We start from the raw sequence: 24,993 nt of genomic DNA on the forward strand, positions 1-24,993 counted from the left end.
GATTACTCTGATTTAATGATTACGCCGTCGCTTCCTACGGTTAATTTACTTTTTTTACCCGATTTGCCTGATTTGGTTTCGGTGACTACTTTCCCATTGATTTTAACGGTAACGGTTTCTGAAGAATCACTTTCGTCAATGATGTTGATTTCTTCGGTTTGAACGCCGCCTTCCACATCGTTGTATTCGTTTTCATCGGCAGGACAATCCAAACATTTTACTTGGGTTTCTTCAACTTTGTAAGTGTATTTATCAGAGCTATGGTGAAGGTTGAAAAAATCGTTATCGGATTCGTCAAAATGTTGAACAGATTCTTCGGCTACAAACACGGTTCCTTTTGGAAGGTATAAGTACAATTCTACACGTTGGTCTCTGTATTTGCTGGCCATTTCGGTTAGCAAATAATTGTCTAACAACAATTGGTTACCCACTAATTTGAAACCATATTTGATTTTTTCAGCTCTTTCGTTGGCTTCTTTGAATGATTTTCCGTCAGCTAACTTTTCAATTTGAAGATAGGCTTGCGCTTTGTCTGTACTTTTGATTTCGAAGCTGATTTGATTCGAATAAATCACTTCGTTTTTGGCTGAATCTTGGGTAAAAATGAACTCTTCATGTTCGTATACATTTTTGGAGAAGAAATCATTGCTTACAAATTTGATTTGCAACGTATCGGTAGGTTGGATATTTAACATCTCTTTTTGAACAGTTTTACCTTCGAAAGCAGATTCTGTAGATTGTTTGATACCGATAACTACCAAAGCACCAACAGCAAAAATCCAAATGGCCAATAAGCTGTATTTAGCGGCTGTACTCAACGATCTCATATTGGTTACCAATAATTTTAATCCCAACAATAAGAAGAAGAACAATGGAATACCGATGGCTAAGAAGGCTAACAATCCAAAAATCCATAACGGAATATCGGTGTAGTTTACTGCTTCAACATACCGTTGCCAAGGAGCATCGATAAAAGAAGTGGTTCCGAAAGTAAAAAGGCCGATAAACAATCCTGCTAAAGACAAGGCAGAGAATACTAAGATAAATGCGCCTAAGACTTTGGCAAAAGCACCAAATACTTTCATGATAACGTCACCCAGTCCGCTGGCCACTCTTTCGGCGCCCGATTTTACTTGGTTTCCCATCTCATCATAGTCTGCATTTTTGAATTTGTTGGAAACACTTTCAAATTCTTCTCTCACTTTTTTTTCGATATTGGAAATGGTAACCGGTTCGCCGGTCATTTCTAATTTTTCGGAAGTAGTGATTGCTTTCGGTGTTGCAATCCATAGAATGATGTAAGCGATAATACCAAAGCTGGTGAAAGCCAACAATAAGAAAATGATTTTAATCCAAACAGCTTCTACTCCAAAATAGTGCCCCAAACCGGTACAAACACCACCAATTAAACCTCTGTCTTTGTCGCGGTATAATTTTTTTCTGTTCGGAATATTATAGAAAGGTTCCGCTTTAGGTTCTGTAGCATCGTCGTCAATTCGGTAGTCTTCCGGTTGGCCCATTACTACAATCACTTCGTCAACATCTTTATTATTGATTACATGTTTGTCGCTTTTTTGTTTTTCGGTTAAAAGCTCCGCCACACGCATTTCAATGTCTTTCATGATTTCGTCCTTACCGGAAGAATTAGAAAGGGAACGTTTTATAGCATCAAAATATCTTGATAATTTTTGGTATGCATCTTCATCGATATGGAAGAATAAACCGCCTATATTAATATTTACTGTTTTGTTCATGATTGTTATTTTTGATTGGTTATGATGTTCACGGCGTCTGACAATTCGGTCCAAGTGCCGTTCAATTCAGTTAAAAATGTTTTTCCTAATTCGGTCAAACCATAATATTTTCTTGGTGGTCCCGATGTTGATTCTTCCCAACGGTAGTTGAGCAGTCCGTCGTTTTTGAGCCTTGTCAATAGTGGATATACTGTTCCCTCTACTACAAGCAATTTGGCGTTTTTTAAAGTGTCTAATATTTCAGAGGTATACGCGTCTTTTTCTTTTAAGACAGACAAGATACAAAATTCTAAAACACCTTTACGCATCTGGGCTTTTGTGTTTTCAATATTCATAATACATGATTTAATTTTTTGTGATTAACATTCGTTTTTTGATTTTTCCGTTGTTTGATTAAGACATTGGTTGATGATTGAAACTCTTTGATTGATGATTTGATTGATGATTTGATTGATGATTTGATTGATGATTTGATTGATTTGATTGATGATTTGATTGATTGATTGATTGATTGATGATTATTCTTTATTGATTATTTAAAGAACGGTATGCTTAAAGGATATTTATAAGCTTCACCATTTGAAGCTTTGACTGCGGCGTAGATGATTAGAATGAATTCGATTACTTTTAAGAAAAAGAATAGAAGTACGGCAATAATCCCTAATATGGTAATTCCGGTAATATTGCCTGCGCTTAGATTTTCAATTACATAATGTCTGTCGAAGTCGATATCATTCATAGGGACATTTTTAAAAATCGAATAAATAAAAATCGGAATGGCAATTAGACATAAAACAACCATGTACAAGAAGATACTCAATTGAAAATTCAATACTTGTTTACCGTTTTGATCTACAAATTCTGATTCGTTTTTCTTTGAACTCCAAATAACTATAGGAAAGATGTAATTCCCAAAGGGAATAATATATTGTGTCAAAGCACTCAAGTGCAAGAAGGTAGCAATATTTTTTTCGTTAGTAGTAGTCATTTTTTTTTGATTTTAAGTTGATGATTAGTAATCGATTTTAATAATACTATAGATAGACTATTAATTTCTTATACAAAGATAAGTCTAAAAAAAGGTATTATGCAATACAAAGTACTTAAATTTAACAAAATATTAACATTTTTATTTTAAGTAAAACCACCAACATTTTTTGTACTTTTATAGCAAAATCAAGTACTTATGGAATTTTCACCCTCAAAATTGAACACCTTTTTATTTTTCAAATTACCTTCCGCTTTTTGGTGTGGTGTTAGGGTAAAATCCATTTCCAACACACAATGTGTAGTAACAGTTAAGCATCGTTGGTTTAATCAAAATCCATTTAATTCAATGTATTTTGCCGTGCAAGCCATGGCTGCCGAACTAACAACAGGCGCTTTGGTAATGATGCAAATCAAGAAATCGGGAAAGAGAATCTCTATGTTGGTAGCCAATAATAACGGCAATTTTACTAAAAAGGCTACCGGAAGAATTACTTTTACTTGTAATGACGGACAACTCATAGAAGAAGCCATTCAGCGTACTATCGCTACTGGTGAAGGACAAACCTTTTGGATGAAATCAGTCGGAGTTAATCAAAAAGGAGAGCAAGTTTCCGAGTTGAACTTTGAATGGAGTATCAAATTGAAGTAATCAACAAAAGTTAAACCCTTTTTAATTAGGTTTTTTTTATGATGGTTTGGCTGTAACTTTGACAAAAATCACCAAAATGAAAATACTGATTACGGGCGCGACAGGTTTAATCGGGAAGGAATTGGTCAAACAGTTATTGGCTAAAAATTATACTGTTCATTACCTTACCACTTCAAAGGCGAAAATTGACGATAAACCCAATTGTATGGGTTTTTATTGGAATCCGCAACAAGGAAAAATTGATGAAAGCTGTATTTATGGTGTAGATACCATCATTCATCTGGCCGGAGCCAATATTGCCAAACGCTGGACCAACGCTTATAAACAAGAAATTATCGAAAGCCGAACACTATCAGCCGAGTTGTTGTTTAATTTGGTCAAAAAAACGCCTAATCAAGTCAAACAAATTATCTCCGCTTCGGGAACAGCCATTTATCCTGACAGCTTGAATAAGGTTTATAATGAAGCAACCAAAGAATCCGAAGACAGTTTTCTTTCCAATGTCGTAAAAAAATGGGAGGCAAGTGTAAATGTTTTTCAAGTGCTTGGTATCAAAGTCTGTAAACTCAGAACCGGTATTGTTTTGTCTAATCAAGGTGGTGCTTTACCCGAAATGGTGAAACCTATTAAACTAGGATTTGGTGCATCAATGGGTTCCGGAAAACAAATCCAATCTTGGATACATATTAATGATTTGGTTGCACTTTATGTGTTTGCCTTAGAAAAACAATTAGAAGGCGTTTATAATGCGGTTACGCCCAATCCTATCAGCAATGAAGTGTTGACCAAAACTATAGCAGAAAGGTTGAACAAATCAATTTGGTTACCTAATATCCCCGTATTGGCGATGAAAATGATTCTGGGTGAAATGTCATACCTGTTGTTTTCAAGTAAAAATCTCAGCGCCACCAAAGTTTTAGATCTAGGGTTTCAGTTTCAATTTCCCAACATAAAGCAAGCCATGCTCGATTTATATCCATAAAAAAAGTGCTGTTGATAAACAGCACTTTTTTTTACTATAAAGATTGTTGAATTAATAATTATTACAGCTTTAAGCTAACCTGATGTAGAATACATATTCATTGTTGTTAAACAAATTTAGCCAAACGAAAACGTAATAGTCTTAAAATTATATTAAATTTTGGTTAATATAATTTCTTAAGAATTGATTTTCCCAATAAAAATAGTGACAATTTGACATTTTCAAAGAAATGGCAGTACTTTTGCATTCCGAGAGTTCGGATGAAATTCCAAAAATGAAAATCAAGAATATTTTTAAAAATAAACCACAGATGAATACGGATAACACGGATAAAGAGCCTATTGAGAGTGCCGCTGAGAATGCTGCCAATGAAATTGAAACCGCTGAAGAACTGAGTGTTGAAGCCCAATTACAAGAAGAATTAGCCAAAGAAAAAGATAAGTTTTTGCGTCTTTTTGCCGAATTTGAAAATTTCAAAAAAAGAACGACTAAAGAACGTATCGATTTATTCAAAACTGCCAATCAAGAAGTGTTGCAAGCCATGCTGCCGGTTCTAGACGATTTTGACCGAGCTATGGTACAGATTGCCAAAAGTGAAGACGAACTACTTTTAAAAGGAGTCGAATTAATACACGAAAAGCTAAAAAGTACTCTAGTATCCAAAGGGTTGGAACAAGTTGATATCAAAGTAGGTGACAGTTTCAACGCCGATTTTGCCGAGGCAATTACCCAAATCCCGGCACCCAGCAACGATTTGAAAGGTAAAATTGTGGATGTTGTAGAAAAAGGGTATAAATTGGGCGACAAAATTATACGTTTTCCAAAGGTTGTGATTGGTCAATAACAAGATATTATGAGCAAAAAAGATTTTTACGAAATACTGGGCGTTTCCAAAAACGCTACTGCTGAAGAAATAAAAAAAGCTTACCGCAAAAAAGCCATCGAGTTTCACCCCGATAAAAATCCGGGAAACAAAGAAGCGGAAGAAAACTTTAAAACGGCAGCCGAAGCTTATGAAGTACTAAGTGATCCTGATAAGAAAGCCAAGTACGATCAATACGGTCACGCAGCTTTTGATGGTGCAGGCGGTTTTGGCGGCGGTCATCACATGAATATGGATGACATCTTTAGCCAATTTGGAGATATTTTTGGGGGTGCTTTTGGAGGCGGCGGTTTTGGAGGCTTTGGCGGTAATGGCGGCGGACAACGTCGTGTCAAAGGAAGTAACCTTCGAATAAAAGTCAAACTGACTTTGGAAGAAATCGCCAACGGAGTAGAAAAGAAAGTCAAAGTTAAGCGTAAGGTACAAGCACCGGGCGTAAAATATAAAACCTGTTCTACTTGTAACGGTCAAGGGCAAGTATTGCGTGTGACCAATACTATTTTGGGCAGAATGCAATCAGCGACTACTTGTCATGTTTGCGGTGGTGCAGGACAAACCATAGAAAGTAAGCCCAACAATGCCGATGCCCACGGAATGATTATGGAGGACGAAACCGTTTCCATCAAAATCCCGGCCGGCGTGGTAGATGGCATGCAATTAAAAGTTTCCGGTAAAGGGAACGACGCTCCGGGGAACGGAATTCCGGGCGATTTAATCGTTGCCATTGAAGAATTGGAACACGAATTTTTAAAGCGTGAAGGCGAAAACTTGCATTATGATTTATACATCAGTTTTGCAGAAGCGGCTTTAGGAGTCTCTAAAGAAATTGAAGCGGTGAACGGAAAGGTTAGAATCAAATTAGAAGAAGGTATCCAATCAGGGAAGATATTACGCTTGAAAGGCAAAGGAATTCCTAGCCTGAACAGCTATGGTAACGGTGATTTATTAGTCCATGTAAACGTTTGGACGCCAAAGAGTTTAACCAAAGAACAGCGTCAGTTTTTTGAAAAATCACTAACCGATGACAACTTTATTCCGAAACCTGAAAAGAGCGACAAATCTTTTTTTGAAAAAGTAAAAGATATGTTTTCATAATTAAAAAATTAGTTTTACATTTGGTTATTACTTGGAAACAAGTAATTTCTTTTTCATAGCAATTTTTCCCATCCTTTTGTAAAAATTAGGGTGGGTTTTTTTTGTAACAAAAATGAAGAAGTGCTACTTATTGGTTACTTTTACAGAAATTCAATTGCAATAGCAATGGCATAAATCAATAAGCATACAAATTGCTATTGAGATTGTCATTGAAGCTTGAAATTGTTATTGAAGTTTGAATTGAAATTTTAAACTATGAGCAATATACTTGAAGTAAACAAAGTCGTTAAGCAATATGGTGATTACACCGCGCTCAATGAAGTTTCTTTAACCGTTCCCAAAGGCAGCATTTACGGACTTCTAGGTCCAAATGGTGCCGGAAAAACTTCCCTAATCCGCATCATCAATCAAATCACCATGCCCGATAGCGGTGAAATCATCCTCGATGGTGAAAAACTAAATCCGTCACACGTGCACACTATTGGTTATATGCCCGAAGAACGCGGTTTGTATAAAACCATGAAAGTTGGTGAGCAATGTTTGTATTTGGCCCAATTAAAAGGTTTGTCCAAAGCAGAAGCCAAACGAGAATTAGACTATTGGTTTGACCGCTTGGAAATTCAAGGTTGGTGGAACAAGAAAGTTCAAGAATTGTCCAAAGGAATGGCTCAAAAAGTACAGTTTGTCGTGACGGTTTTGCACAAACCCAAGTTGCTGATTCTCGATGAACCGTTTTCAGGTTTTGATCCGGTGAATGCCAATTTGATTAAAGATGAAATCATCGAGCTTAATAAAAAAGGTACTTCCATTATTTTTTCTACGCATCGTATGGAAAGTGTGGAAGAAATGTGTGATTACATTGCTTTAATTCACAAATCCAATAAATTGATTGAAGGTAAATTATCGGATGTGAAGAAACAATTCAGAACTAATAATTACGAGGTAGGAATTCTATCGAATAACATTGAGGGTTTGATGTACGATTTGTCACAAAAATTCACTTTGGCCCAAACCGATTTTAAATCACTAAACGACGAATTGAAGTTGGAAATCAACTTAGGAAATGCAACGCCAAATGAACTACTGAATACTTTAGTGCAACGCGGACAAGTAACCCATTTCGTGGAAAAAATCCCTAGTGTGAATGATATTTTTATACAAACTGTAAGCGATAAATAATGAGCAAACTGAGTCTAATCATCAAAAGAGAATTTGTCGCCAAAGTGCGCAACAAATCATTCATTGTCATGACTTTTTTAAGTCCGTTATTGTTTGTCGCAATCGGTGTTTTTGTAGGCTATTTGAGCACCATGAAAGCTGACCAAAAAACCATCGCTATTCACGATGAAAGCGGTTTGTTTGTCAAAGAATTCAAAAGCGATGACGAATATAAATATATTGATTTGTCTTTAGTTGATACCAAAATCCTAAAAGATAGTATCATCAGCGAAAGCTACGAGGGCTTGCTCTTTATACCGAAGGTTACTGCAAACGATTCACTCCAAAAGAAAATTGAATACATCTCTAACGACAGCCCGAGTGTCACGTTTATAGAGGATTTAGAATCGGTTATCAATACCAAACTCACCACGGAAAACTACAACAAAGCCGGTTTAGATGTCAAAGCTATAGAAAAAGCGGAATCTAAAGTCAGTATCAATTTGTCTAAGGCTTCCGGAGAAACCGCTTTAAAAGGGTTAAACGAAATTAAAATAGGAATAGGAGGTGCCTTTGGGTATCTGATTATGATGTTTATTGTAATCTACGGCAACATGGTCATGCGAAGCGTAATCGAAGAAAAAGTATCGCGCATCATCGAAGTTATCATTTCTTCGGTGAAACCTTTTCAGTTAATGATGGGTAAAATCATAGGAACGTCGTTAGCCGGGATTTTACAATTCATGATTTGGGCCATCCTTGGATTGACCGCCATGTTTGTTTTGTCTTCTATTTTCGGAATCCAAATGGGAGCGACTTCCGGAGTTAATGCGCAAGCCATGCAAACAGCCCAACAAGAAATGGGAAGTTCCGTTGCCCTGTACATGAAAGAACTTTGGAACTTACCAATCGCTACTATTTTAATCTCCTTTATCTTTTATTTTATTGGCGGTTACTTTTTATACAGCTCGTTCTATGCTTCGATTGGAGCGGCTGTAGACAATGAAACCGATTCTCAACAATTTTTACTACCGATTATCATGCCTCTTATTTTAGGCGTTTACATAGGTTTCTTTACCGTTATCAATGATCCGCACGGAACGGTTGCCACAGTATTTTCCATGATTCCGCTAACTTCACCTATTGTTATGATGATGCGTATTCCGTTTGGAGTACCGCTTTGGCAAATAGGAGTTTCATTGGTATTATTGTTTGCAACATTCTTATTGGTGGTTTGGTTTGCGGCCAAAATTTATCGTGTAGGTATTTTGATGTATGGCAAAAAGCCAACCTGGAAAGAACTTTATAAATGGTCAAAATACTAAAGATGAGAAATACACTTTTTTCACTGCTAATGCTTTTTGGTTTTTCGGGTCAAGCCCAAAATATCGAAGTTCAAAAAACGATCGAAACGTTCTTCGAGGGTTTTCACGCCAAAGACACAGTAAAAATCAAATCGATTTGCAGCGAGAAATTAATACTGCAATCTATATCGGAAAGTCCGAAAGGCAATAAGTTTTCTGAAGAATCGCCCAAAGAGTTTTATGTTTCAATGGCCACTATACCTGCAGAAGTAAAGTTTGAAGAAAAAATTTTAAGTTACAATATTCAAGTCGATGGTACTATGGCTCACGCGTGGACGCCTTATGAATTCTACATCAACGGCAAGTTGAGTCATAAAGGCGTGAATGCGTTTACTTTGTTTAAAGAAGCCAATGGTTGGAAGATTGTTCACCTAATAGATACCCGTAGAAAGTAATGAAGAAGTTTATACTAATATTATTTATTGGGGTTTCGACTTTTGCCCAAGAAAACAAAGCCTTAAAATTATCCTTTTCGGGTTATTTAGAAACTTATTATGCCTATGATTTCAATCGGCCGGAAGCACAAACAAAACTTCCTTTTATGTATAATTACAATCGGCACAACGAGTTCAATATTAATATTGGTTTGTTAAGGACTAAAGTTGAATATGACAATGCTTATGCTTCATTGGCAATACACGCCGGAACTTATGTTGACGATAATTATGCCAATGAAAATACTAAAATTTTAAGCGAAGCTTTTATAGGATTGTATCTTGATAAAGAAAGAAAATCATCGTTTGAGGTTGGTATTTTACCAAGCTATATCGGATTTGAAACCGCTACCTCTGCTACTAATCTAACCTTAACACGTTCTTTGCTAGCCGAGAATTCACCTTATTTTATGACCGGAGCAAAATATACTTATAAGCCCAATGACAAATGGCAATTTTCAGCATTGGTAACCAATGGTTGGCAACGCATTAACAAGCCTGAAAAAAATGTTTCACCGGCTTTGGGTTCACAAATAGTTTACAAACCCTCGGATAAATCAACTTTTAACTGGAGTACTTTTTCGGGTAAAGAATTGTACAACGATGAATGGGGTATGCGATATTTCAGTAATTTGTATTGGGACCAACAATGGAATTCCAAATGGCGCACCATTCTAGGTTTTGATGCCGGAATGCAGACGGATGTTTCGGATAATGACCGTAAGTTGTTTTGGATGAGTCCGATTTTTATTTTCCAATATACTTTGGCATCTAAATGGCAAACCGCTTTCAGAGCCGAATATTATCAAGATAAAGACCAAGTGATAATTGCTGCAGATGATGAGTTTAAAACCATTGGAACGTCATTGAATATAGATTATCTAATCAGCGACAAAGTCAAATTAAGAACCGAAGCCAGGTATTTAAACAGTCAGGAAAAGGTATTTGTCAAAGCTACTTCCTTAACAAATAACAATTTTTATATTACCTCAAGTTTGACCTTTGAATTCTAACAATCCGCCATATTTACGGCTACAGCGAGGCCACCTTCGGAGGTTTCTTTGTATTTAGAATTCATGTCTTTGGCTGTTTGCCACATGGTATCGATGACTTTATCCAAAGGCACTTTGGCATTTTTAGCATCGGTTTCCATCGCTAATTCTGCAGCGTTAATGGCTTTGATAGCACCCATCGTATTTCTTTCTATACACGGAATTTGAACCAATCCGCCAATAGGATCACAAGTCAATCCTAAGTGATGTTCCATCGCAATTTCTGCAGCCATTAAAACTTGATCTGGTGTTCCGCCCATGACTTCGCACAAAGCGCCGGCCGCCATGGCTGAGGAAACCCCAATTTCGGCTTGACATCCGCCCATAGCGGCTGAAATAGTAGAACCTTTTTTGAATATACTACCAATTTCTCCGGCCACCATCAGGAATTGTTTGATTTGTTTTTCGTCGGCTTGGTGGTTTTCTATAACCATATAATACATCAATACAGCCGGAATAACCCCTGCACTACCGTTGGTTGGTGCAGTTACTACGCGACCTAAAGCCGCATTGACTTCGTTTACGGCCAAAGCAAAACAAGAAACCCACTTTAAGATTTGGCGAAATTTCACTTCCGTTTTACGGATGGTTTCCAGCCATTCTTGAGGCGAATTGTAATTGGCCAAACCAATCAAATTTTGGTGCATATCAAAGGCGCGTCGGCGTACGTTCAAGCCACCCGGCAGAATTCCTTCGGAATGACAACCAATGTACATACATTCTAACATTGTGTTCCAAACACGCATGAGTTCGCTGTGAACTTCAGCTTCGGGACGCATCGAGATTTCATTGGCATACACAATTTCAGAGATAGATTTGTTTTCTTTGATGGTATATTCCAATAATTCGGCTGCATTTTGAATCGGAAACGGAAAGGCACATTTGATTTGGTGCTTCTTTTTAGCATTTACGCGCTCTTCTTTCACTACAAATCCTCCACCGATAGAGTAGAAGGTAGACAGGATTGTTTGTCCGTCATTGGTTGTAGCGGTAAAAGTCATCCCATTAGCATGAAACGGTAAAAAGTTCTTGTTGAAAACAATATCGGTTTCGGGATTGAAGGTCATTAAAATTTCGTTGGCCAAGTTAATTTGGTGCGTTTGACCAATCGATTGAATGATACTATCGATATTTTGTACCGGAATATACTCCGGATCTTGACCGCTTAAGCCCAACATTACCGCGTAATCAGTAGCATGACCTTTACCGGTGAGCGATAACGAACCGTATAAATCCACTTTCACATGAGTGACTTTGATCAACTGGTTGTCTTCCTTTAATTCGTTTAAAAAACGTTCCGCAGCACGCCAAGGACCGAGTGTGTGTGAACTTGATGGTCCGACACCTATTTTGAGCATATCAAATACCGAAATGCATTCTTCCATTACTATATCGATTTAGTTAGGGCAAATATATTGAATTTAGCGTTCAGTTGGCAGGGTTCGGTTGGCGGAATTTATTCCTAATTTCCGAATTTTGACAGACAAGATTTGTTTTAAATAAACTTTGAATAACAAAGTACTTTGTATTTTATAAATGTTTTGTACTTTAGCAGAATCAATTTTAGGGTATGGAATATTTTGTAGAAGAACAATCGATAGTTAGAAAAATATGGGGCAAGAGTGATACTGTTTTATTTATTTTTGCCGGTGCTGCGGCTGAATTTGCTTTGAACAAAGCTGTTGACTGGCTTTACTTTACGGGTAAGTTGCCTTCTGATCCTTTGGGTAGATTATTTGCTACAGTTAGGTATGCCCGAATGATAGTTTTCGATCCAAAAGAAGAGGCTAACAAGGCAATAGATATGATGCGAAAAATACATGGTGCTGTGGAAGAAAATCGAGGGGCAGTAATTCCGGATTGGGCTTATCGCGATGTGTTGTTTATGTTGATTCACTATTCGATTGCTGCCTATGAATTGTTAGAAGAAAAATTGACCGAGGCTGAAAAAGAAGAAGTCTATAATGTTTTTTATCGGGTAGGAGTGAGAATGGGATTGAAAAAGTTGCCAATAACTTATTTAGATTGGTTACCCGTGAGACAAGATCATTTGATGGCCGATTTACAAGAAAGTCATTACACCAAAGACCTTTTTCAACAATACAAAAAGCATCTTGGCGCTTTCCGTTTTAAGGTGTTATTGGAAGGACAAAAGTTAGTTTGTCCTAACAGGGTAAAGACCTTGTTGCAGTTTAGTAACTTTTCTTTGCTCACACCAGTGGTACCTATTTATAAATTGAGCCAAAAGTTCAACATGGATCAATGGATTAAAACCCTATTGCTGCCAAAAGCTTACAAAGCTCAAATAGATGAGCTGAATGTTTATCGCGAAAAAAACTAAACTTGAGAGATTTTATTTAGAAAGGATTTTATCCAATTTCTAGAATTCTATATTTTAGACCTGATGTGGTCTCAGTAAATTAGGTGGAGCAACTTATTAGTAGAATAATGATTAAAGAGGTGTATAATCTTTTCATATTGTTTTACTTTTTAGCCAATGTAAAAAAGATTAAATACAACTTAAATATTAATGTTGCATTTGTTGACGGCTAAATTACTAAATATTAGTACCTTTAAGGGATAAATTAAAATCTAAAACTACTATATAAATATGGCAACAACAAATGTAAAAGCATACGGAACCGGCGCACCTGATGCACCTTTAGCCGAAATGACTATCGAGCGCAGAGATATTTTGGAAAATGATATTGAGATTGATATCATGTATTGTGGTGTTTGCCATTCAGACTTACACTTTGCCAAAAACGACTGGGGCATGACCACTTATCCGGTTGTTCCGGGGCATGAAATTGTTGGTAAAGTAACCAGAGTAGGTAGCGGAGTAAGCAAATTAAAAGTAGGTGATTTTGCCGCTGTAGGTTGCTTAGTCGATTCGTGCCGCACTTGTAGTAGCTGCGAAAAAGATTTAGAACAATATTGTTTGAATGGATGGGTTGGTACTTATGGTGGTTTTGACAAGCATTTGAACCAACCAACACATGGTGGTTATTCTCAAAAAATAGTAGTCGATGAAAACTTTGTATTAAGCGTTCCCGCTAATTTAGATTTAGCTGCAGTTGCCCCATTGCTTTGTGCGGGTATAACCACTTGGTCCCCGTTACGTCATTGGAATGTTGGTAAAGGAACTAAAGTCGCTGTTGTTGGGCTAGGTGGATTGGGTCATATGGCTATTAAATTGGCCAAAGGTCTTGGCGCTGAAGTTACCCTTTTCTCCAGAACTCCAGGCAAAGAAAAAGACGCTTTAGACTTAGGCGCCGATGCGGTGATTATTTCTACAGATGAAGCCCAAATGGCTTCGGTCACCGGTAAGTTTGATGTGATTATTGATACTGTTCCTTATGTACACGATGTCAATCCGTATATAGGCACTTTAGCCATAAGCGGTACTTTGGTAATCGTTGGTTACTTAGGCGGATTAGAACCGATACTCAATACAGTTCCATTAATTATGGGAAGAAAATCGGTGGCAGCTTCTTTGATTGGCGGCATCGCTGAAACTCAGGAAATGTTAGATTTTTGCGGTAAGCACAATATTGTTTCGGAAATAGAGCTCATTAAAATGCAAGACATCAATGCCGCTTATGAACGAATGCTGAAAAGCGATGTGCGTTACCGTTTTGTAATCGACATGGCTTCTTTAAAAGACTAATTGAAAAAAAAAGATAAACAAAAGCAGCGATAGCTGCTTTTGTTTTTTTGGCGTAAGCCCTTCTTGATTTTTTTATTATATTTATTCCAAAGCAAACCAAAAACATAATGCAGCATAATTTTACAGTTCATAAAAAAGAAATTGGTTTAGTCATAGGTGCTTTGCTTAGTATTTTGTGTTTTGTTTTTAATCCGTTTTCGTTGCCATTTCAGGCTAATTTGGTTTTAGCCATTACAGTTCTAATGATTGTTTGGTGGATTACTGAGGCTTTACCTATGCCGGTAGTGGCATTGTTACCCATAGTTTTGTTCCCCTCTTTTGGAATTGCGCCACTTAAAGAAGTCTCCATGGCTTACGGAGATCCTATAGTATTTCTTTTTATGGGTGGTTTTTTTCTGGCTCTGGCCATTGAAAAATGGAGCTTGCACAAGCGAATGGCACTCGGTATTATTACAATCACCGGAACCAATGGCAATCGGATTATTCTTGGATTTATTATGGCAACGGGTTTTCTGAGCTTGTGGCTAAGCAATACTGCTACGACCATGATGATGTTTCCTATTGCGCTGTCAGTGATTCATGTAATTAAAACCCACAATAAGAATGAAAAGAACGTACACAATTTTTCATTGGTATTAATGCTTTCCATTGCTTATGCTTCTAATTTTGCTTTGGGAACTATTATTGCAACACCGCCTAATGTAGCTTATGTAGGTTATATAGAGGAACGTTTTAACCATACCATTACCTTTGTTAATTGGTTGGTATTGTTCATGCCTTTGACACTTATCTTAATGTTTTTATTGTATTTTATTTTGGTGAAATGGTTGTATCCTAACAGAATAAAACACAGTGAAGAAGTGTCTGCTGCTATAAAGAAAGCCCAACGACAATTAGGCATCATGAGCGCAGCAGAATGGCGGGTATTTTTGATTTTTGGTTTGACGGTTTTATTGTGGATTATAAAAGATTTACTCAATGAATACCAAAATTTTGTGGTGCTTGATGATACCATCATTGCTTTAATGGCTGCCGTATTGTTGTTCTTAGTTCCATCAAAAACGCAAACCCATGAAGGAAAACTGGAACGATTGCTGTCATGGACAGATACCGAAAAAATGGCTTGGGATGTATTGCTTTTATTTGGTGGTGGTATTGCCTTAGCCAATGCATTAGAGGATTCTCAACTGGTACACGAATTTGGTACCGGTTTGGCCACTATTGCCACAGACAATTTGTTTTTGATTATACTGATAGTAACAACCATATCAGTGTTTTTGAGTGAAGTAATCAGTAATTTAGCTTTGGTGATTATTCTTGCTCCGGTGCTTAGTTCTTTGGCCTTGTCGTTGGATATTAATCCATTATTATTGGGTGTCCCAATGACACTTGGTGCTAGCTGTGCTTGTATGCTCCCAATGGGAACACCGCCAAACGCCATCATTTTTGCTAAAGGACATATCAAAATAGAACACATGATGCGAACCGGACTGGTTTTGAATCTGATCTGCATTCTTATTATTAGTTTGTTCTGTTGGCTTTTTATGCCGATGCTGCCTTTGTAGGTTATTTATCTTTCATTGTTTAGTTCGTCTTCTTCTTCATTCAGTTTTGAAGAGTCGGCATTGAAATATTTAGTAACCTCATTTTGGTCTTTTTGATTTTGATTAATCAAATAGACAATCAAAACTACAGCGACCAATGCTACGATTGCGATGATAATCCAATTGGTTTCTATGATTTATGTCTTTATAACAGTATAAAGTTAAAAAAAAGGAGATTTTTTTAAAGATTATCTTGATTATCAAATTGTTAATATTGCATTTAAGCAGCTACAGACTTTTATAAATGGCCATAAAATGAAGTATTGTGCCTAATAAGACAAAAATATGCCAAACCGTATGATAATAATATTTATAACTTTTAACATAAAAATAAACTCCGATAGTATAACTCAAACCACCGCCCAAAATCCACCAAAATATTTCTAATGGAACTGTATCAATCAACGGTTTAATTACAAAAATAATCATCCAGCCCATTACCAAATAAAGTACAACCGATAACCATTCGAATTTTTTGATGAAGAATACTTTAAAAAACATACCCAAGAAGACCACTGTCCACATCGTGGTGAGAAAAATAAAAGCAGTTTCCGACGGTAGGTATTTTATCATCAATGGAGTATAAGTTCCGGCAATCAGGAAATATATACTGATGTGATCGGCTATTTGGAGCAGGTTTTTTGTCTTTTCTTTTTGAACAAAATGATAAAGAGCAGAACAGCTGTAAACTAAAAACATCCCAACCGCAAAGGCTGCCACCGAATAAAAACTAGTTAAGTCTTTGTTGTTATAAGTTATAGTTAAGACAATCGGCATTGCAATCAAACAAAACAATACACCCAAACCGTGTGAAACGGCGTTGGCCAATTCTTCGTTACGGGTTTGCTCTCGATGTTTCATAAGTATTGAAATGGTTTGGTAAAATTAGTTAAAATGCTTGTCTCTTTGTGAAAGTGTAATAAATTCCGGTTTTGAACGTCAAATCAATTTCCGATTTAAATAGGTCGCTATGAAAAACTACTTCTTTTGTCTTTTAATATTATCGGGTGCCATGGTTTCGGCTCAAACCCAAAGAGAAATATACAACAACAGCATCAAAGCTTATGAAGCGAAAGACTATCGAACTTTTCTTAAGTTGACCAAAAAACTCGACAGCATTCGGCCTTTTCATCCAACGTTTACCTATAATTTGGCTTCGGCTTATGCTTTAAATAATAAAACCGAAGAATCTTTGGCCGTGTTGAAGAAATTGGTTTTGATGGATAATACTGCCGAATTTGAAAAAGACACCGACTTCAATTCGCTCCAAAGCACCGAAGGTTTCAAAGCTATTTTAGCCTTAAAGGCCACTCAAAAAACTGTGGTAGCTAATTCTGAGAAAGTCGTGACGCTATCCGAAAAAGCCTTGCATCCGGAAGGTTTGACTTATTTGGCGAAAGCCAAAATTTGGTTGGCCTCAAGTATTCACCAAAGAAAAATTGTCACTTTTGACAGTAAAACTGGTGTTTGTACTGATTGGTTAACCAATGTTGATTTGCTCTCCGTTTTCGCCATGAAAGCCGATGCGAAAGAGGAATATTTATGGGTAGCGACTTCGGCTATGCCTGAAATGGAAAACTTTTCTGCAGCTATGGATGGCAAAGCTGAAATTCTGAAAGTAAATATTAAAAACAAGCAAATTGTAAAACGATACACTATTGAAGGACAACATGTTTTCGGGGATATTTATGTGACCAAGAAAAATACGGTTTATGTTTCAGACAGTGCTAAGCCAATACTTTACAAAATTGAAAACGACGAAATGAAGCCTTTTGTGTCATTTGAAAACGAAGGTTTTAATTTGCAAGGCATAACAATGAATAACGAAGAGAACAAACTTTTCTTAGCCGATTATTTAAAAGGAATTGCGGTTGTCGACATAAAAACGCTTTCCAAATCGTGGTTAACATTTCCCGAAGGAACCATTGGCAAAGGTATTGATGGTTTGCTGTTTTATAAAGATAAATTAGTAGCAGTACAAAATGGTGTTACACCCATAAGACTGACCCAATTCGATTTAAATAAAACCCAAAACGGTATCGAAAGCTTTCGTATTATTGATCAAAACCGACCCGAATTTGACGAGCCGGCTTTGGCTACTGTGGTTGGAAACAAATTGTATTTCTTTGCCAATTCCCCATGGAAGGCTTATGACAAAAATGGAGTGTTGGATTTGAATAAAGTTAAAAATCCGGAGTTGTATTCTTTGGAGTTTTAACTTTTGATTGGACAAAAATCATTGACTTACCCAGCGCTAACTTGGCGGCATCGGTTTCAAAGTTGAATTGATATTCATGAGGTAACTTCGGCGCAAAACCTTTAGGATAAAACAAACGGTCGACTTCAACGCCAAGACTGTCCAATTTATCGGCTAAAGCCAAAGAATGGTATCCCAACGGATCATCATTGCCGACAGAAATGAAAGTAGCCGGAAAATCTTTGGTCACAAAATTTAAAACAGAAGCAGTTTTAAAATACTCATTGTTTACAAAATTCCGATCACCGCTATACGACCATAAAACGGTTCGCATAAAAGCGCCAAAATCCCCTTCGGTATTGATTTTATCAGTTTCATATGGTCCGCAGTACAAAATCATGCCTTTGATTTGATGGGGTAAAATTTTAGGATTTACTTTAGTGGCTTTGGCATAATCCGGAGAAGTTACTATAGTGGCCAATTGAGCCGAGATATGCGAACCACCGGAATCTCCGGCCAAAAAGAGTTGATTCGCATCCATAGGAAATAAATTAGCGTTTTTAGTTAAAAACTGTAAGGCTGTATTGAGTTGGCGCACAGGAGTTGGATAAACCGCTTCAGGTGCTACTGAATAATCAATGGCTACTACCATATAGCCATATGAAGCTAAGATTTTGCAATAATTGGCCACATGCTCTTTACTGCCTGAAATCAAACCGCCGCCATGTGTCCAGACAATTACAGGTAATTTGGTGGTGGCTGAATTAATAGAATCGGGATAATACAAATCGAGTTTTGCATCTTTATCCGACGCATCGTAAGTGATGTTCAATTTTGAAACGATTCCTTTAGGAACATATCTTTCTAAAGCTTTATTGGACTCAATTCCACCTTTGTTAAAAGCTGAGCGAATCAATAGAGCAGAAGGATATGGGGAAACTTTAAAGGCGATATAGCCAATTAGGGTTAAACCCAAAAGCACGATAATAGTTCTGAGGAGAATTTTTCTTAACATAACATTACAGTTTATCGGTTTTAATTGATTTTCCGAACCCGACAAAAACAATGGCGCCTATGGCAAAAGCCAAGAATAAAAAACCGCTGAAGGTCAGCACTTTTTCTAAACCCAATTCGGTTACATCTACAAACGGATAAGGATAAAATCCCGACAGATTGCCTCTAAAAAGAATGAAAATCAAATAGAGCAATGGATAAAGCAACCAATTTGGAATAGCGCGCCAAGAAACGTCTTTTTTGTTTTCATAGATAATCCAAAATACCAGTACATAAGTTGGAATGATGGAGTGTAGCAATTCGTCTACGATTCTTTGCATACCGGTTGGTTCCCAAATGTCGCGCAACAAAAATTGATAGACAATACCAACAGTAGCAATATAAAGTGTTGTAGCGGTTAAGAAACCCGGTTTTTTAAATCGGGTGAAAAGTAAAAGGGGTTTTTTGTACCATAATATCGAAAAATACAAAGCCACCAAACAATTGGTTAATATGGTAAAATAACTAAAAAAGCGGATGGTCGTTTCGGTTAGCGATTCTACTCGGTTTTGCATCATCAATACAAATTGAACAACCACCGCAAACCAACCCAAAGTGGCACCAAAGAAGATGAGTTTGTCTTTTAAAGTGTCTGACATGATCATCGATTAGTTTGGCTTTGCAATTTTCTTGAAACGCATCATAGGAATATCATCTGCAAGCAGTAGCAATTTTCCCTCGCTGTCAAAGGCAAATCGGTTGACTTTACCCAGCATTCTCAGAAAAGCTTCTTCACCACCGCCTTCACAAAACGCCATGGTTTTCATGGCATCACCAAATTGAATGCTGTTTTCCTTTTTGGTATATTTTCCACTGTAGCTATTGCAACTCGTGTTGCCGCTGAATTGGCTCTCGGCTTCTTTGAACATGATATTTGGTTTCCTATCCGGATACAATCCGTCAAAAGCAATTCGAGTTCCCGATATGTATTCGAGTTCCCAAGCATAATCATAAAAAGCAGTTTTGCTGTCAGTTTGCTTGACTATATTAGTTTTTGTGCTACAACAAGCCGAGACTAAAATTGAAAATAGCGAGAGCAATAAAAGAGCGTTCTTTTTCATGGTAAACATTGTTAAAACACTCAAATTTAGTGAAAAAGAATCAATGTTTTAAAGGTCTTTTTTTAATCATGCCGCCTTTGGTGTCTTTTACGCTGTTCATAACCACAAAAGCGTCTGGTTCTATTTTCTCTATTTCAGTATTGAGTTTGTTGAGCTCTAAACGGGTGATCACGGTATAAATAATATCAATTTCTTTGGTTTCGCCACGTTTGCCATAGCCACGTTTTCCGCTGTAAACGGTTACTCCTCGGCCCATGACCTCAATAATCATTTGTCTGATTTCATTGTTTTTAGAAGAAATTATGGTAACGCCAATGTATTCGTCGATACCTTCAATGATAAAATCGAGCGTTTTAGAAGCGGCCAAATAGGTTATCATAGAGTAAAGTGCTACTTCAATTCCGAGGAAATAGGCAGCTGCAGAGAAAATGATAATATTAATAATTACGATGATGTCTCCAATGGTGGTGCCAAATTTTCTGCTGAGGAAAATGGCTAAAACTTCGGTTCCGTCAATCACAGCACCGCCGCGAACGGATAGTCCTATACCGGCGCCGAGAAAAAATCCACCAAAAACAGCCACCAGCAAATTGTCATTGGTCACATTCGGAAAAGTGACTGTTGCCAAGCAAATGGAAAGTCCGGTGATGGCTAATGCCGTTTTAACAGCAAAGGCTTTACCCATAACCCTGTAACCCAAAATGATAAAAGGAATATTAACCCCGATAATCAAAATGGAAAGCGGAATTTTAGTCAAAATAGAAATTAACAACGAAATGCCTGTTGCACCGCCGTCAATAAAGTGATTCGTCAAAAGAAATCCTTTAAAACCAAAAGAAGCAGAAAAAATACCAAGTGTGATTAAAACGAAATCTTTACTGTTGCGCTTGGCCAAAATGATAAATTCTCGATAGCCTTTGGCGAGTTCGTATTTGGTATATGTTCTTTCTTTCCCGGATTTTTTTCTTGGTTTTTTGAGAATAGTATTGATGATGATTTTTTGCCAAAATGAATTCATACGGTTGTTGTTTAAGGGCTTGTAATTTAATTTTATCGATTGGTCAATATACAACAATTTGCCGGAACTCCAATGTTTTTAACTTGGTTTTCACATCGGCTTTGGCTCAATTTCTTTAGTAGATAGGGCAGAAACTTTATTCTCAGCATTTACCGTTACAAACAATTCTCGCTTAAAATATTTCTTTTCGTATTTGATATCGTAATGAAAAATATATTCGTCGGTGCTTTTGTTATAAGTAATATCAATCAGATTCAGTCCCAAAAACCTGCCGTTTCTCTGGTTGATTTTTTTACAAACCATAGAGATTTTTTCTTTGGTGGCATTTTGACGTACTTTATCGGTGGCTTCGACACTACTGAATGCTCTGAATCGGGAAGTATTGCAGGTTTCCAAGAGTCTTTTGCCTAAATCGTCCGCTCTGTTTTTTTTGACCATGGCTACTTCTTCAGGTTTTACCACCGAAATGGTGTTGTCAACGGCCGGGTTTTTACTTTTACAGGAAACAATCAACAACGCACTGCAAAACAAAATAAAGAGTCTCATAGAAACAGGATTTAAAGGTTATTTATAGTTGCAAAAGTATGATGATGAGCAGGTTGAGGTGTTATAAAATTTTGCCGAATAGTTATAAGATTTGGCAATAGGTGTATGATATTTTGAAATTTGATACATCGATTTTACCAATCGATGTATCGAAACAAATCATTTTCTCGTAGATAAAATTCGTCACTGAATTTGTATTTTTGAACCACTATAAAATCTAAAGCATGAAAATCGTTATATCACCCGCCAAATCACTGAATTTTGAAAAAGAGGTACCAACCCTTATTTGCACCGAACCTCAGTTTTTAAAACAAGCCGAAACCATTCAAAAAACATTAAAAAAGAAAAAGCCCAAACAACTTTCGGCTCTAATGGATATTTCGGAGAAATTGGCGGAACTCAATTGGCAACGCAATCAAGAATGGCATACGCCGTTTACCCCTGAAAATGCCAGACAAGCGGTTTATGCTTTTGATGGCGATGTTTATACCGGTTTGGATGTTTATAGTTTGCCCGAAGACAAATTAGCCGTTTTGCAGGACAAAGTCCGAATTTTATCAGGATTGTACGGCTTGCTCAAACCGTTGGATTTAATGCAGGCGTATCGATTAGAAATGGGAACTGCAATGCCTATTGGTAAAAACAAAAACCTTTATGAGTTCTGGAAAAAGACTATTACTAAAGGATTGAACAGCGAATTGCAAAAAGGAGAACTGTTTGTCAACTTGGCCAGTAATGAATATTTCAGCGCCGTAGATGCCAAGACTTTAAAAGTACCGGTCATCACGCCTGAATTCAAAGATTACAAAGATGGCAAACTCAAGATGATTAGTTTCTTTGCCAAAAAGGCGAGAGGTATGATGGTGCGCTACATCTTAGATACCAACGCCGAAACCATTGACGATTTAAAAGGATTCAACTATGAAGGTTACGCCTTTGACTCTAATCTGAGCAAAGGAAGTACATTGGTTTTTACCAGATAGTTTAAGCGTAAAGATATTCCTGGTATTCTCGTATAGTTTCGCTGGTGGCTTTCTTTTGGTCGCGAGCCAATTCGCGCATGGCTTCCACGCCTTTTTTAGCACAACGCTTTACTTTGTATAAACGGGAAGAGAAGGAGTGAAGTTTCTCTAAGTCTTGAGGAGAAAGTTTGGCCTCGAGTTCGCTGACAAAATCATTAAACTCTTTTAGGACTACTTTGTTTTCTTCATAATCCGTTTTTAAATCATCAAGAAGCTCATTAATCTCTTTGCTGATGTCATTGCTGATGTCTTCACTCTTTTTACAAAGTTCTGCAATTACCTTTTTCTCGTGATTGTTAAAAAGTCCCATGATAGTTTGATTTTTAGTTAGTTGTTTTCGACAGTGTTAAACCAAATTTAGGAAATTGTTTTTAGAAATAATGCAAATTGTTAATAACTAAGTGATTAGCTTGAAAAACATCTCAAAAACAGCCTCAAATAAGCCACTATAGGTAAAATCTATATTGAATATTTAAAAAATTGTTTTTCAGATGTATATGTTTATTTATTTAAAGTATACTTTGGATAAAACTTTGGACATTGTCTGATCCGTTTTTCGAAATAAATTGGATAAAACTACTGCCAATAATGGCGCCTTTTTGGTGTTTCACGGCTTGCTCAAAAGTGGTTTTATTGCTAATTCCGAACCCGATTATTTGTGGATTTTTCAAATTCATAGCCGCAATTCTTTCAAAATACGTTAGCTGATTTTCGTCAAAACTATCTCGGCTTCCGGTTACGCTGGTGCTACTGACCATGTAGATAAAAGCATTCGAATTAGCGTCAATCAATCGGATTCTTTCTTCTGAGGTTTGTGGTGTAATTAAGAAAATCATTGCAATACCATAGTTTTCAAAGCGTTCTTTGTATTCGGAAAGGTAGATTTCAAGCGGTAAATCAGGGATAATCAAGCCGTCAATGCCGGTTTCTTGGCATTTCTGCAAAAAGTTTTCGATTCCAAATTGCAGCATCGGATTAAAATAGCCCATGATGATTAACGGAATATCAACCGTGTTTCGAATGCCTTTTAATTGGTCAAAAAGAATTGCAGAGGTCATGCCGTTTTTTAGTGCTTGGGTTGAACTCTCTTGAATGGTCGGTCCATCAGCTAAAGGATCGCTAAACGGCAATCCGATTTCTATCATATCAACCTTATTTTGAGCCAAATTTTCTATTAAACTTTTAGTGTCATTTAACATAGGAAAACCAGCTGTAAAATAAATAGATAGTATTTTTTTATTGTCAGATAATTTATGTTGGATTCGATTCATGATTACAGCTTAAAATAGTTAATATATGTATTCAAATCTTTGTCGCCTCGACCGGATAAATTGATGATAACAATGTCGTTTGGCTCGAACTTTTTGTGCTTCAAAACCGCAAAAGCATGAGCAGTTTCTATGGCCGGAATGATGCCTTCGGTTTGCGCCAATTCGATGCCGGATTGCATGGCATCATCATCAGTGATGGCGATAAACTCGGCTCGTTGGGTTTGGTACAAATTGGCGTGCATCGGACCAACACCGGGATAATCCAATCCTGCTGATATTGAATAAGGTTCGGTGATTTGCCCGTCATTCGTTTGCATCAAAAGTGTCTTGCTTCCGTGGATAATACCAATTTTTCCCAAAACAGAAGTCGCTGCGCTTTCGCCCGAATCGATTCCTTTTCCGGCGGCTTCAACTGCAATTAGTTTTACATTTTCTTCGTCCAAAAAATGATAGAAAGCACCGGCAGCATTGCTTCCGCCGCCAACACAAGCAATCACGTAGTCGGGATTTTCACGGTTTTCTTTTTCGAGTAACTGACTTTTAATCTCTTCCGAAATCACACTTTGAAACCGCGCCACCATATCGGGATAAGGATGCGGCCCAACCACAGAGCCGATGATGTAAAACGTATCTTCTGGATTACTGATCCAGTCGCGAATGGCTTCATTGGTAGCGTCTTTCAAGGTTTTTGAGCCTGAAGTTGCCGGACGAACTTCGGCACCGAGCATTTTCATACGCGCGACATTGGGCGCTTGGCGTTCGATATCCACTTCACCCATATACACGATACACTGCAAACCCATTAAGGCACAAACGGTTGCGGTCGCTACGCCATGCTGACCTGCACCGGTTTCGGCGATGATTCTGGTTTTGCCCAATCGCTTGGCTAAAAGGATTTGCCCAATGGTGTTGTTGATTTTGTGCGCGCCTGTATGACACAAGTCTTCGCGTTTAAGATAGATTTTAGCATTGAATTGCTCCGAAAGTCGTTTTGCATAGTACAACGGCGTCGGTCGCCCGACATAATCCTTTAAAAGCGCTTTAAATTCGTCTTGAAAACTTTGTTCCGCTGTGATGGATAAATACTGTTGGCGCAATTTCTCTACGTTTGGATAAAGCATTTCAGGGATGAAAGCACCACCAAAGTCGCCATAGAAGCCTTTTTCGTTGACATTGTATTTTGAGTTCAT

General features: G+C 37.3%; 26 protein-coding genes. 13 read left to right on the forward strand and 13 right to left on the reverse strand.

Going from position 1 to position 24,993, the window contains the following annotated elements:
• Window positions 1-2: 2 nt before the first annotated feature.
• The 3 genes from P7V56_RS07105 to P7V56_RS07115 form a co-directional block, all read right to left on the reverse strand.
• The gene (locus tag P7V56_RS07105) at window positions 3-1,754 is read right to left on the reverse strand and encodes a PspC domain-containing protein (protein WP_171222451.1); all 1,752 of its coding nucleotides are present in this window, start codon (window positions 1,752-1,754) and stop codon (window positions 3-5) included.
• Between the two features lie 5 nt (window positions 1,755-1,759).
• On the reverse strand, window positions 1,760-2,089 hold the full coding sequence (locus P7V56_RS07110; RefSeq protein ID WP_121314380.1) for a PadR family transcriptional regulator: 330 nt from the start codon (window positions 2,087-2,089) through the stop codon (window positions 1,760-1,762).
• 197 nt (window positions 2,090-2,286) lie between these two features.
• Window positions 2,287-2,742: a DUF4870 domain-containing protein gene (locus P7V56_RS07115; protein WP_171222452.1), complete on the reverse strand. Its 456-nt coding sequence runs from the start codon at window positions 2,740-2,742 to the stop codon at window positions 2,287-2,289.
• A 198-nt stretch (window positions 2,743-2,940) separates the two neighbouring features.
• Here P7V56_RS07115 and P7V56_RS07120 point away from each other — a divergent pair, with 198 nt between their 5' ends.
• The 8 genes from P7V56_RS07120 to P7V56_RS07155 all read left to right on the forward strand — a co-directional run bounded on the left by P7V56_RS07120 (window position 2,941) and on the right by P7V56_RS07155 (window position 10,322).
• On the forward strand, window positions 2,941-3,393 hold the full coding sequence (locus P7V56_RS07120; RefSeq protein ID WP_171222453.1) for a DUF4442 domain-containing protein: 453 nt from the start codon (window positions 2,941-2,943) through the stop codon (window positions 3,391-3,393).
• A gap of 76 nt (window positions 3,394-3,469) precedes the next feature.
• Entirely contained in the window at window positions 3,470-4,375 is a 906-nt protein-coding gene (locus P7V56_RS07125; RefSeq protein ID WP_171222454.1) for a TIGR01777 family oxidoreductase, read from the forward strand.
• Between the two features lie 274 nt (window positions 4,376-4,649).
• Window positions 4,650-5,219, forward strand: coding sequence for a nucleotide exchange factor GrpE (locus P7V56_RS07130; RefSeq protein ID WP_171222455.1), 570 nt, complete (start codon window positions 4,650-4,652; stop codon window positions 5,217-5,219).
• 9 nt (window positions 5,220-5,228) lie between these two features.
• The gene (gene dnaJ / locus P7V56_RS07135) at window positions 5,229-6,353 is read left to right on the forward strand and encodes a molecular chaperone DnaJ (RefSeq protein ID WP_171222456.1); all 1,125 of its coding nucleotides are present in this window, start codon (window positions 5,229-5,231) and stop codon (window positions 6,351-6,353) included.
• A gap of 255 nt (window positions 6,354-6,608) precedes the next feature.
• The gene (locus P7V56_RS07140; RefSeq protein WP_171222457.1) at window positions 6,609-7,532 is read left to right on the forward strand and encodes an ABC transporter ATP-binding protein; all 924 of its coding nucleotides are present in this window, start codon (window positions 6,609-6,611) and stop codon (window positions 7,530-7,532) included.
• A complete protein-coding gene (locus P7V56_RS07145) occupies window positions 7,532-8,836 on the forward strand; it encodes an ABC transporter permease (protein ID WP_171222458.1) in 1,305 nt (434 codons plus the stop codon). The genes P7V56_RS07140 and P7V56_RS07145 overlap by 1 nt, the downstream gene beginning before the upstream one ends.
• A 2-nt stretch (window positions 8,837-8,838) precedes the next feature.
• Window positions 8,839-9,270 carry a nuclear transport factor 2 family protein gene (locus P7V56_RS07150; RefSeq protein ID WP_171222459.1) on the forward strand — a complete coding sequence of 144 codons (432 nt, stop codon included), beginning with the start codon at window positions 8,839-8,841 and terminating at the stop codon, window positions 9,268-9,270.
• Window positions 9,270-10,322, forward strand: coding sequence for an outer membrane beta-barrel protein (locus tag P7V56_RS07155; RefSeq protein WP_171222460.1), 1,053 nt, complete (start codon window positions 9,270-9,272; stop codon window positions 10,320-10,322). The genes P7V56_RS07150 and P7V56_RS07155 overlap by 1 nt, the downstream gene beginning before the upstream one ends.
• Here P7V56_RS07155 and P7V56_RS07160 read toward each other — a convergent pair.
• Window positions 10,319-11,746 carry an L-serine ammonia-lyase gene (locus P7V56_RS07160; protein WP_171222461.1) on the reverse strand — a complete coding sequence of 476 codons (1,428 nt, stop codon included), beginning with the start codon at window positions 11,744-11,746 and terminating at the stop codon, window positions 10,319-10,321. The two genes, P7V56_RS07155 and P7V56_RS07160, sit on opposite strands and share 4 nt — an antisense overlap.
• Before the next feature lie 185 nt (window positions 11,747-11,931).
• Between P7V56_RS07160 and P7V56_RS07165 the strand changes: the two genes are divergently transcribed.
• The 3 genes from P7V56_RS07165 (at window position 11,932) to P7V56_RS07175 (ending at window position 15,596) form a co-directional block, all read left to right on the forward strand.
• Window positions 11,932-12,702 carry an oxygenase MpaB family protein gene (locus P7V56_RS07165; protein ID WP_171222462.1) on the forward strand — a complete coding sequence of 257 codons (771 nt, stop codon included), beginning with the start codon at window positions 11,932-11,934 and terminating at the stop codon, window positions 12,700-12,702.
• Window positions 12,703-12,972: 270 nt separating this feature from the next.
• Window positions 12,973-14,031, forward strand: coding sequence for an NAD(P)-dependent alcohol dehydrogenase (locus tag P7V56_RS07170; protein ID WP_171222463.1), 1,059 nt, complete (start codon window positions 12,973-12,975; stop codon window positions 14,029-14,031).
• A gap of 107 nt (window positions 14,032-14,138) precedes the next feature.
• A complete protein-coding gene (locus tag P7V56_RS07175) occupies window positions 14,139-15,596 on the forward strand; it encodes an SLC13 family permease (protein WP_171222464.1) in 1,458 nt (485 codons plus the stop codon).
• A gap of 267 nt (window positions 15,597-15,863) precedes the next feature.
• Here the strand turns inward: P7V56_RS07175 and trhA are convergent, their stop codons facing one another.
• A complete protein-coding gene (gene trhA / locus P7V56_RS07180; protein WP_171222465.1) occupies window positions 15,864-16,496 on the reverse strand; it encodes a PAQR family membrane homeostasis protein TrhA in 633 nt (210 codons plus the stop codon).
• Window positions 16,497-16,605: 109 nt separating this feature from the next.
• On the opposite strand from trhA, the gene P7V56_RS07185 reads away from it, so the two are divergent.
• Window positions 16,606-17,853, forward strand: coding sequence for a TPR end-of-group domain-containing protein (locus P7V56_RS07185; RefSeq protein WP_171222466.1), 1,248 nt, complete (start codon window positions 16,606-16,608; stop codon window positions 17,851-17,853).
• Here P7V56_RS07185 and P7V56_RS07190 read toward each other — a convergent pair.
• From P7V56_RS07190 to P7V56_RS07210, 5 genes are all read right to left on the reverse strand, one after another.
• On the reverse strand, window positions 17,819-18,847 hold the full coding sequence (locus P7V56_RS07190) for an alpha/beta hydrolase (protein ID WP_171222467.1): 1,029 nt from the start codon (window positions 18,845-18,847) through the stop codon (window positions 17,819-17,821). The two genes, P7V56_RS07185 and P7V56_RS07190, sit on opposite strands and share 35 nt — an antisense overlap.
• A 4-nt stretch (window positions 18,848-18,851) precedes the next feature.
• The gene (locus tag P7V56_RS07195; RefSeq protein ID WP_171222468.1) at window positions 18,852-19,484 is read right to left on the reverse strand and encodes a Pr6Pr family membrane protein; all 633 of its coding nucleotides are present in this window, start codon (window positions 19,482-19,484) and stop codon (window positions 18,852-18,854) included.
• Between the two features lie 9 nt (window positions 19,485-19,493).
• Window positions 19,494-19,946, reverse strand: coding sequence for an META domain-containing protein (locus tag P7V56_RS07200; protein WP_171222469.1), 453 nt, complete (start codon window positions 19,944-19,946; stop codon window positions 19,494-19,496).
• Between the two features lie 40 nt (window positions 19,947-19,986).
• Window positions 19,987-20,964, reverse strand: a complete 978-nt coding sequence (locus tag P7V56_RS07205) for a YitT family protein (protein ID WP_171222470.1) — start codon at window positions 20,962-20,964, stop codon at window positions 19,987-19,989.
• A 90-nt stretch (window positions 20,965-21,054) separates the two neighbouring features.
• Window positions 21,055-21,510, reverse strand: a complete 456-nt coding sequence (locus tag P7V56_RS07210; RefSeq protein WP_171222471.1) for a hypothetical protein — start codon at window positions 21,508-21,510, stop codon at window positions 21,055-21,057.
• A gap of 224 nt (window positions 21,511-21,734) precedes the next feature.
• On the opposite strand from P7V56_RS07210, the gene yaaA reads away from it, so the two are divergent.
• Window positions 21,735-22,493 carry a peroxide stress protein YaaA gene (gene yaaA / locus P7V56_RS07215; RefSeq protein ID WP_171222472.1) on the forward strand — a complete coding sequence of 253 codons (759 nt, stop codon included), beginning with the start codon at window positions 21,735-21,737 and terminating at the stop codon, window positions 22,491-22,493.
• A gap of 1 nt (window position 22,494) precedes the next feature.
• On the opposite strand, the gene P7V56_RS07220 is transcribed toward yaaA, so the two are convergent.
• The 3 genes from P7V56_RS07220 to trpB all read right to left on the reverse strand — a co-directional run bounded on the left by P7V56_RS07220 (window position 22,495) and on the right by trpB (window position 24,993).
• Window positions 22,495-22,842, reverse strand: coding sequence for a hypothetical protein (locus P7V56_RS07220; RefSeq protein ID WP_171222473.1), 348 nt, complete (start codon window positions 22,840-22,842; stop codon window positions 22,495-22,497).
• Window positions 22,843-23,041: 199 nt separating this feature from the next.
• On the reverse strand, window positions 23,042-23,803 hold the full coding sequence (gene trpA / locus P7V56_RS07225) for a tryptophan synthase subunit alpha (protein ID WP_171222474.1): 762 nt from the start codon (window positions 23,801-23,803) through the stop codon (window positions 23,042-23,044).
• Between the two features lie 2 nt (window positions 23,804-23,805).
• The gene (gene trpB, locus P7V56_RS07230) at window positions 23,806-24,993 is read right to left on the reverse strand and encodes a tryptophan synthase subunit beta (protein WP_171222475.1); all 1,188 of its coding nucleotides are present in this window, start codon (window positions 24,991-24,993) and stop codon (window positions 23,806-23,808) included.

It is taken from the genome of Flavobacterium sp. IMCC34852, from assembly GCF_030643905.1.
Lineage (GTDB): Bacteria > Bacteroidota > Bacteroidia > Flavobacteriales > Flavobacteriaceae > Flavobacterium > Flavobacterium rivulicola.

Excerpts from the sequence above, each read along its gene's own strand:
- P7V56_RS07190 (WP_171222467.1), bottom strand. The coding sequence starts at position 18,847 with ATGTTAAGAAAAATTCTCCTCAGAACTATTATCGTGCTTTTGGGTTTA.
- P7V56_RS07185 (WP_171222466.1), top strand. The coding sequence starts at position 16,606 with ATGAAAAACTACTTCTTTTGTCTTTTAATATTATCGGGTGCCATGGTT.
- P7V56_RS07195 (WP_171222468.1), bottom strand. The coding sequence starts at position 19,484 with ATGTCAGACACTTTAAAAGACAAACTCATCTTCTTTGGTGCCACTTTG.
- P7V56_RS07140 (WP_171222457.1), top strand. The coding sequence starts at position 6,609 with ATGAGCAATATACTTGAAGTAAACAAAGTCGTTAAGCAATATGGTGAT.
- P7V56_RS07150 (WP_171222459.1), top strand. The coding sequence starts at position 8,839 with ATGAGAAATACACTTTTTTCACTGCTAATGCTTTTTGGTTTTTCGGGT.
- P7V56_RS07175 (WP_171222464.1), top strand. The coding sequence starts at position 14,139 with ATGCAGCATAATTTTACAGTTCATAAAAAAGAAATTGGTTTAGTCATA.
- P7V56_RS07210 (WP_171222471.1), bottom strand. The coding sequence starts at position 21,510 with ATGAGACTCTTTATTTTGTTTTGCAGTGCGTTGTTGATTGTTTCCTGT.
- P7V56_RS07155 (WP_171222460.1), top strand. The coding sequence starts at position 9,270 with ATGAAGAAGTTTATACTAATATTATTTATTGGGGTTTCGACTTTTGCC.
- P7V56_RS07110 (WP_121314380.1), bottom strand. The coding sequence starts at position 2,089 with ATGAATATTGAAAACACAAAAGCCCAGATGCGTAAAGGTGTTTTAGAA.
- P7V56_RS07205 (WP_171222470.1), bottom strand. The coding sequence starts at position 20,964 with ATGAATTCATTTTGGCAAAAAATCATCATCAATACTATTCTCAAAAAA.
- P7V56_RS07220 (WP_171222473.1), bottom strand. The coding sequence starts at position 22,842 with ATGGGACTTTTTAACAATCACGAGAAAAAGGTAATTGCAGAACTTTGT.
- P7V56_RS07145 (WP_171222458.1), top strand. The coding sequence starts at position 7,532 with ATGAGCAAACTGAGTCTAATCATCAAAAGAGAATTTGTCGCCAAAGTG.
- trpA (WP_171222474.1), bottom strand. The coding sequence starts at position 23,803 with ATGAATCGAATCCAACATAAATTATCTGACAATAAAAAAATACTATCT.
- trhA (WP_171222465.1), bottom strand. The coding sequence starts at position 16,496 with ATGAAACATCGAGAGCAAACCCGTAACGAAGAATTGGCCAACGCCGTT.
- trpB (WP_171222475.1), bottom strand. The coding sequence starts at position 24,993 with ATGAACTCAAAATACAATGTCAACGAAAAAGGCTTCTATGGCGACTTT.
- P7V56_RS07160 (WP_171222461.1), bottom strand. The coding sequence starts at position 11,746 with ATGGAAGAATGCATTTCGGTATTTGATATGCTCAAAATAGGTGTCGGA.
- yaaA (WP_171222472.1), top strand. The coding sequence starts at position 21,735 with ATGAAAATCGTTATATCACCCGCCAAATCACTGAATTTTGAAAAAGAG.
- P7V56_RS07105 (WP_171222451.1), bottom strand. The coding sequence starts at position 1,754 with ATGAACAAAACAGTAAATATTAATATAGGCGGTTTATTCTTCCATATC.
- P7V56_RS07120 (WP_171222453.1), top strand. The coding sequence starts at position 2,941 with ATGGAATTTTCACCCTCAAAATTGAACACCTTTTTATTTTTCAAATTA.
- P7V56_RS07115 (WP_171222452.1), bottom strand. The coding sequence starts at position 2,742 with ATGACTACTACTAACGAAAAAAATATTGCTACCTTCTTGCACTTGAGT.
- P7V56_RS07125 (WP_171222454.1), top strand. The coding sequence starts at position 3,470 with ATGAAAATACTGATTACGGGCGCGACAGGTTTAATCGGGAAGGAATTG.
- P7V56_RS07130 (WP_171222455.1), top strand. The coding sequence starts at position 4,650 with ATGAAAATCAAGAATATTTTTAAAAATAAACCACAGATGAATACGGAT.
- dnaJ (WP_171222456.1), top strand. The coding sequence starts at position 5,229 with ATGAGCAAAAAAGATTTTTACGAAATACTGGGCGTTTCCAAAAACGCT.
- P7V56_RS07170 (WP_171222463.1), top strand. The coding sequence starts at position 12,973 with ATGGCAACAACAAATGTAAAAGCATACGGAACCGGCGCACCTGATGCA.
- P7V56_RS07200 (WP_171222469.1), bottom strand. The coding sequence starts at position 19,946 with ATGAAAAAGAACGCTCTTTTATTGCTCTCGCTATTTTCAATTTTAGTC.
- P7V56_RS07165 (WP_171222462.1), top strand. The coding sequence starts at position 11,932 with ATGGAATATTTTGTAGAAGAACAATCGATAGTTAGAAAAATATGGGGC.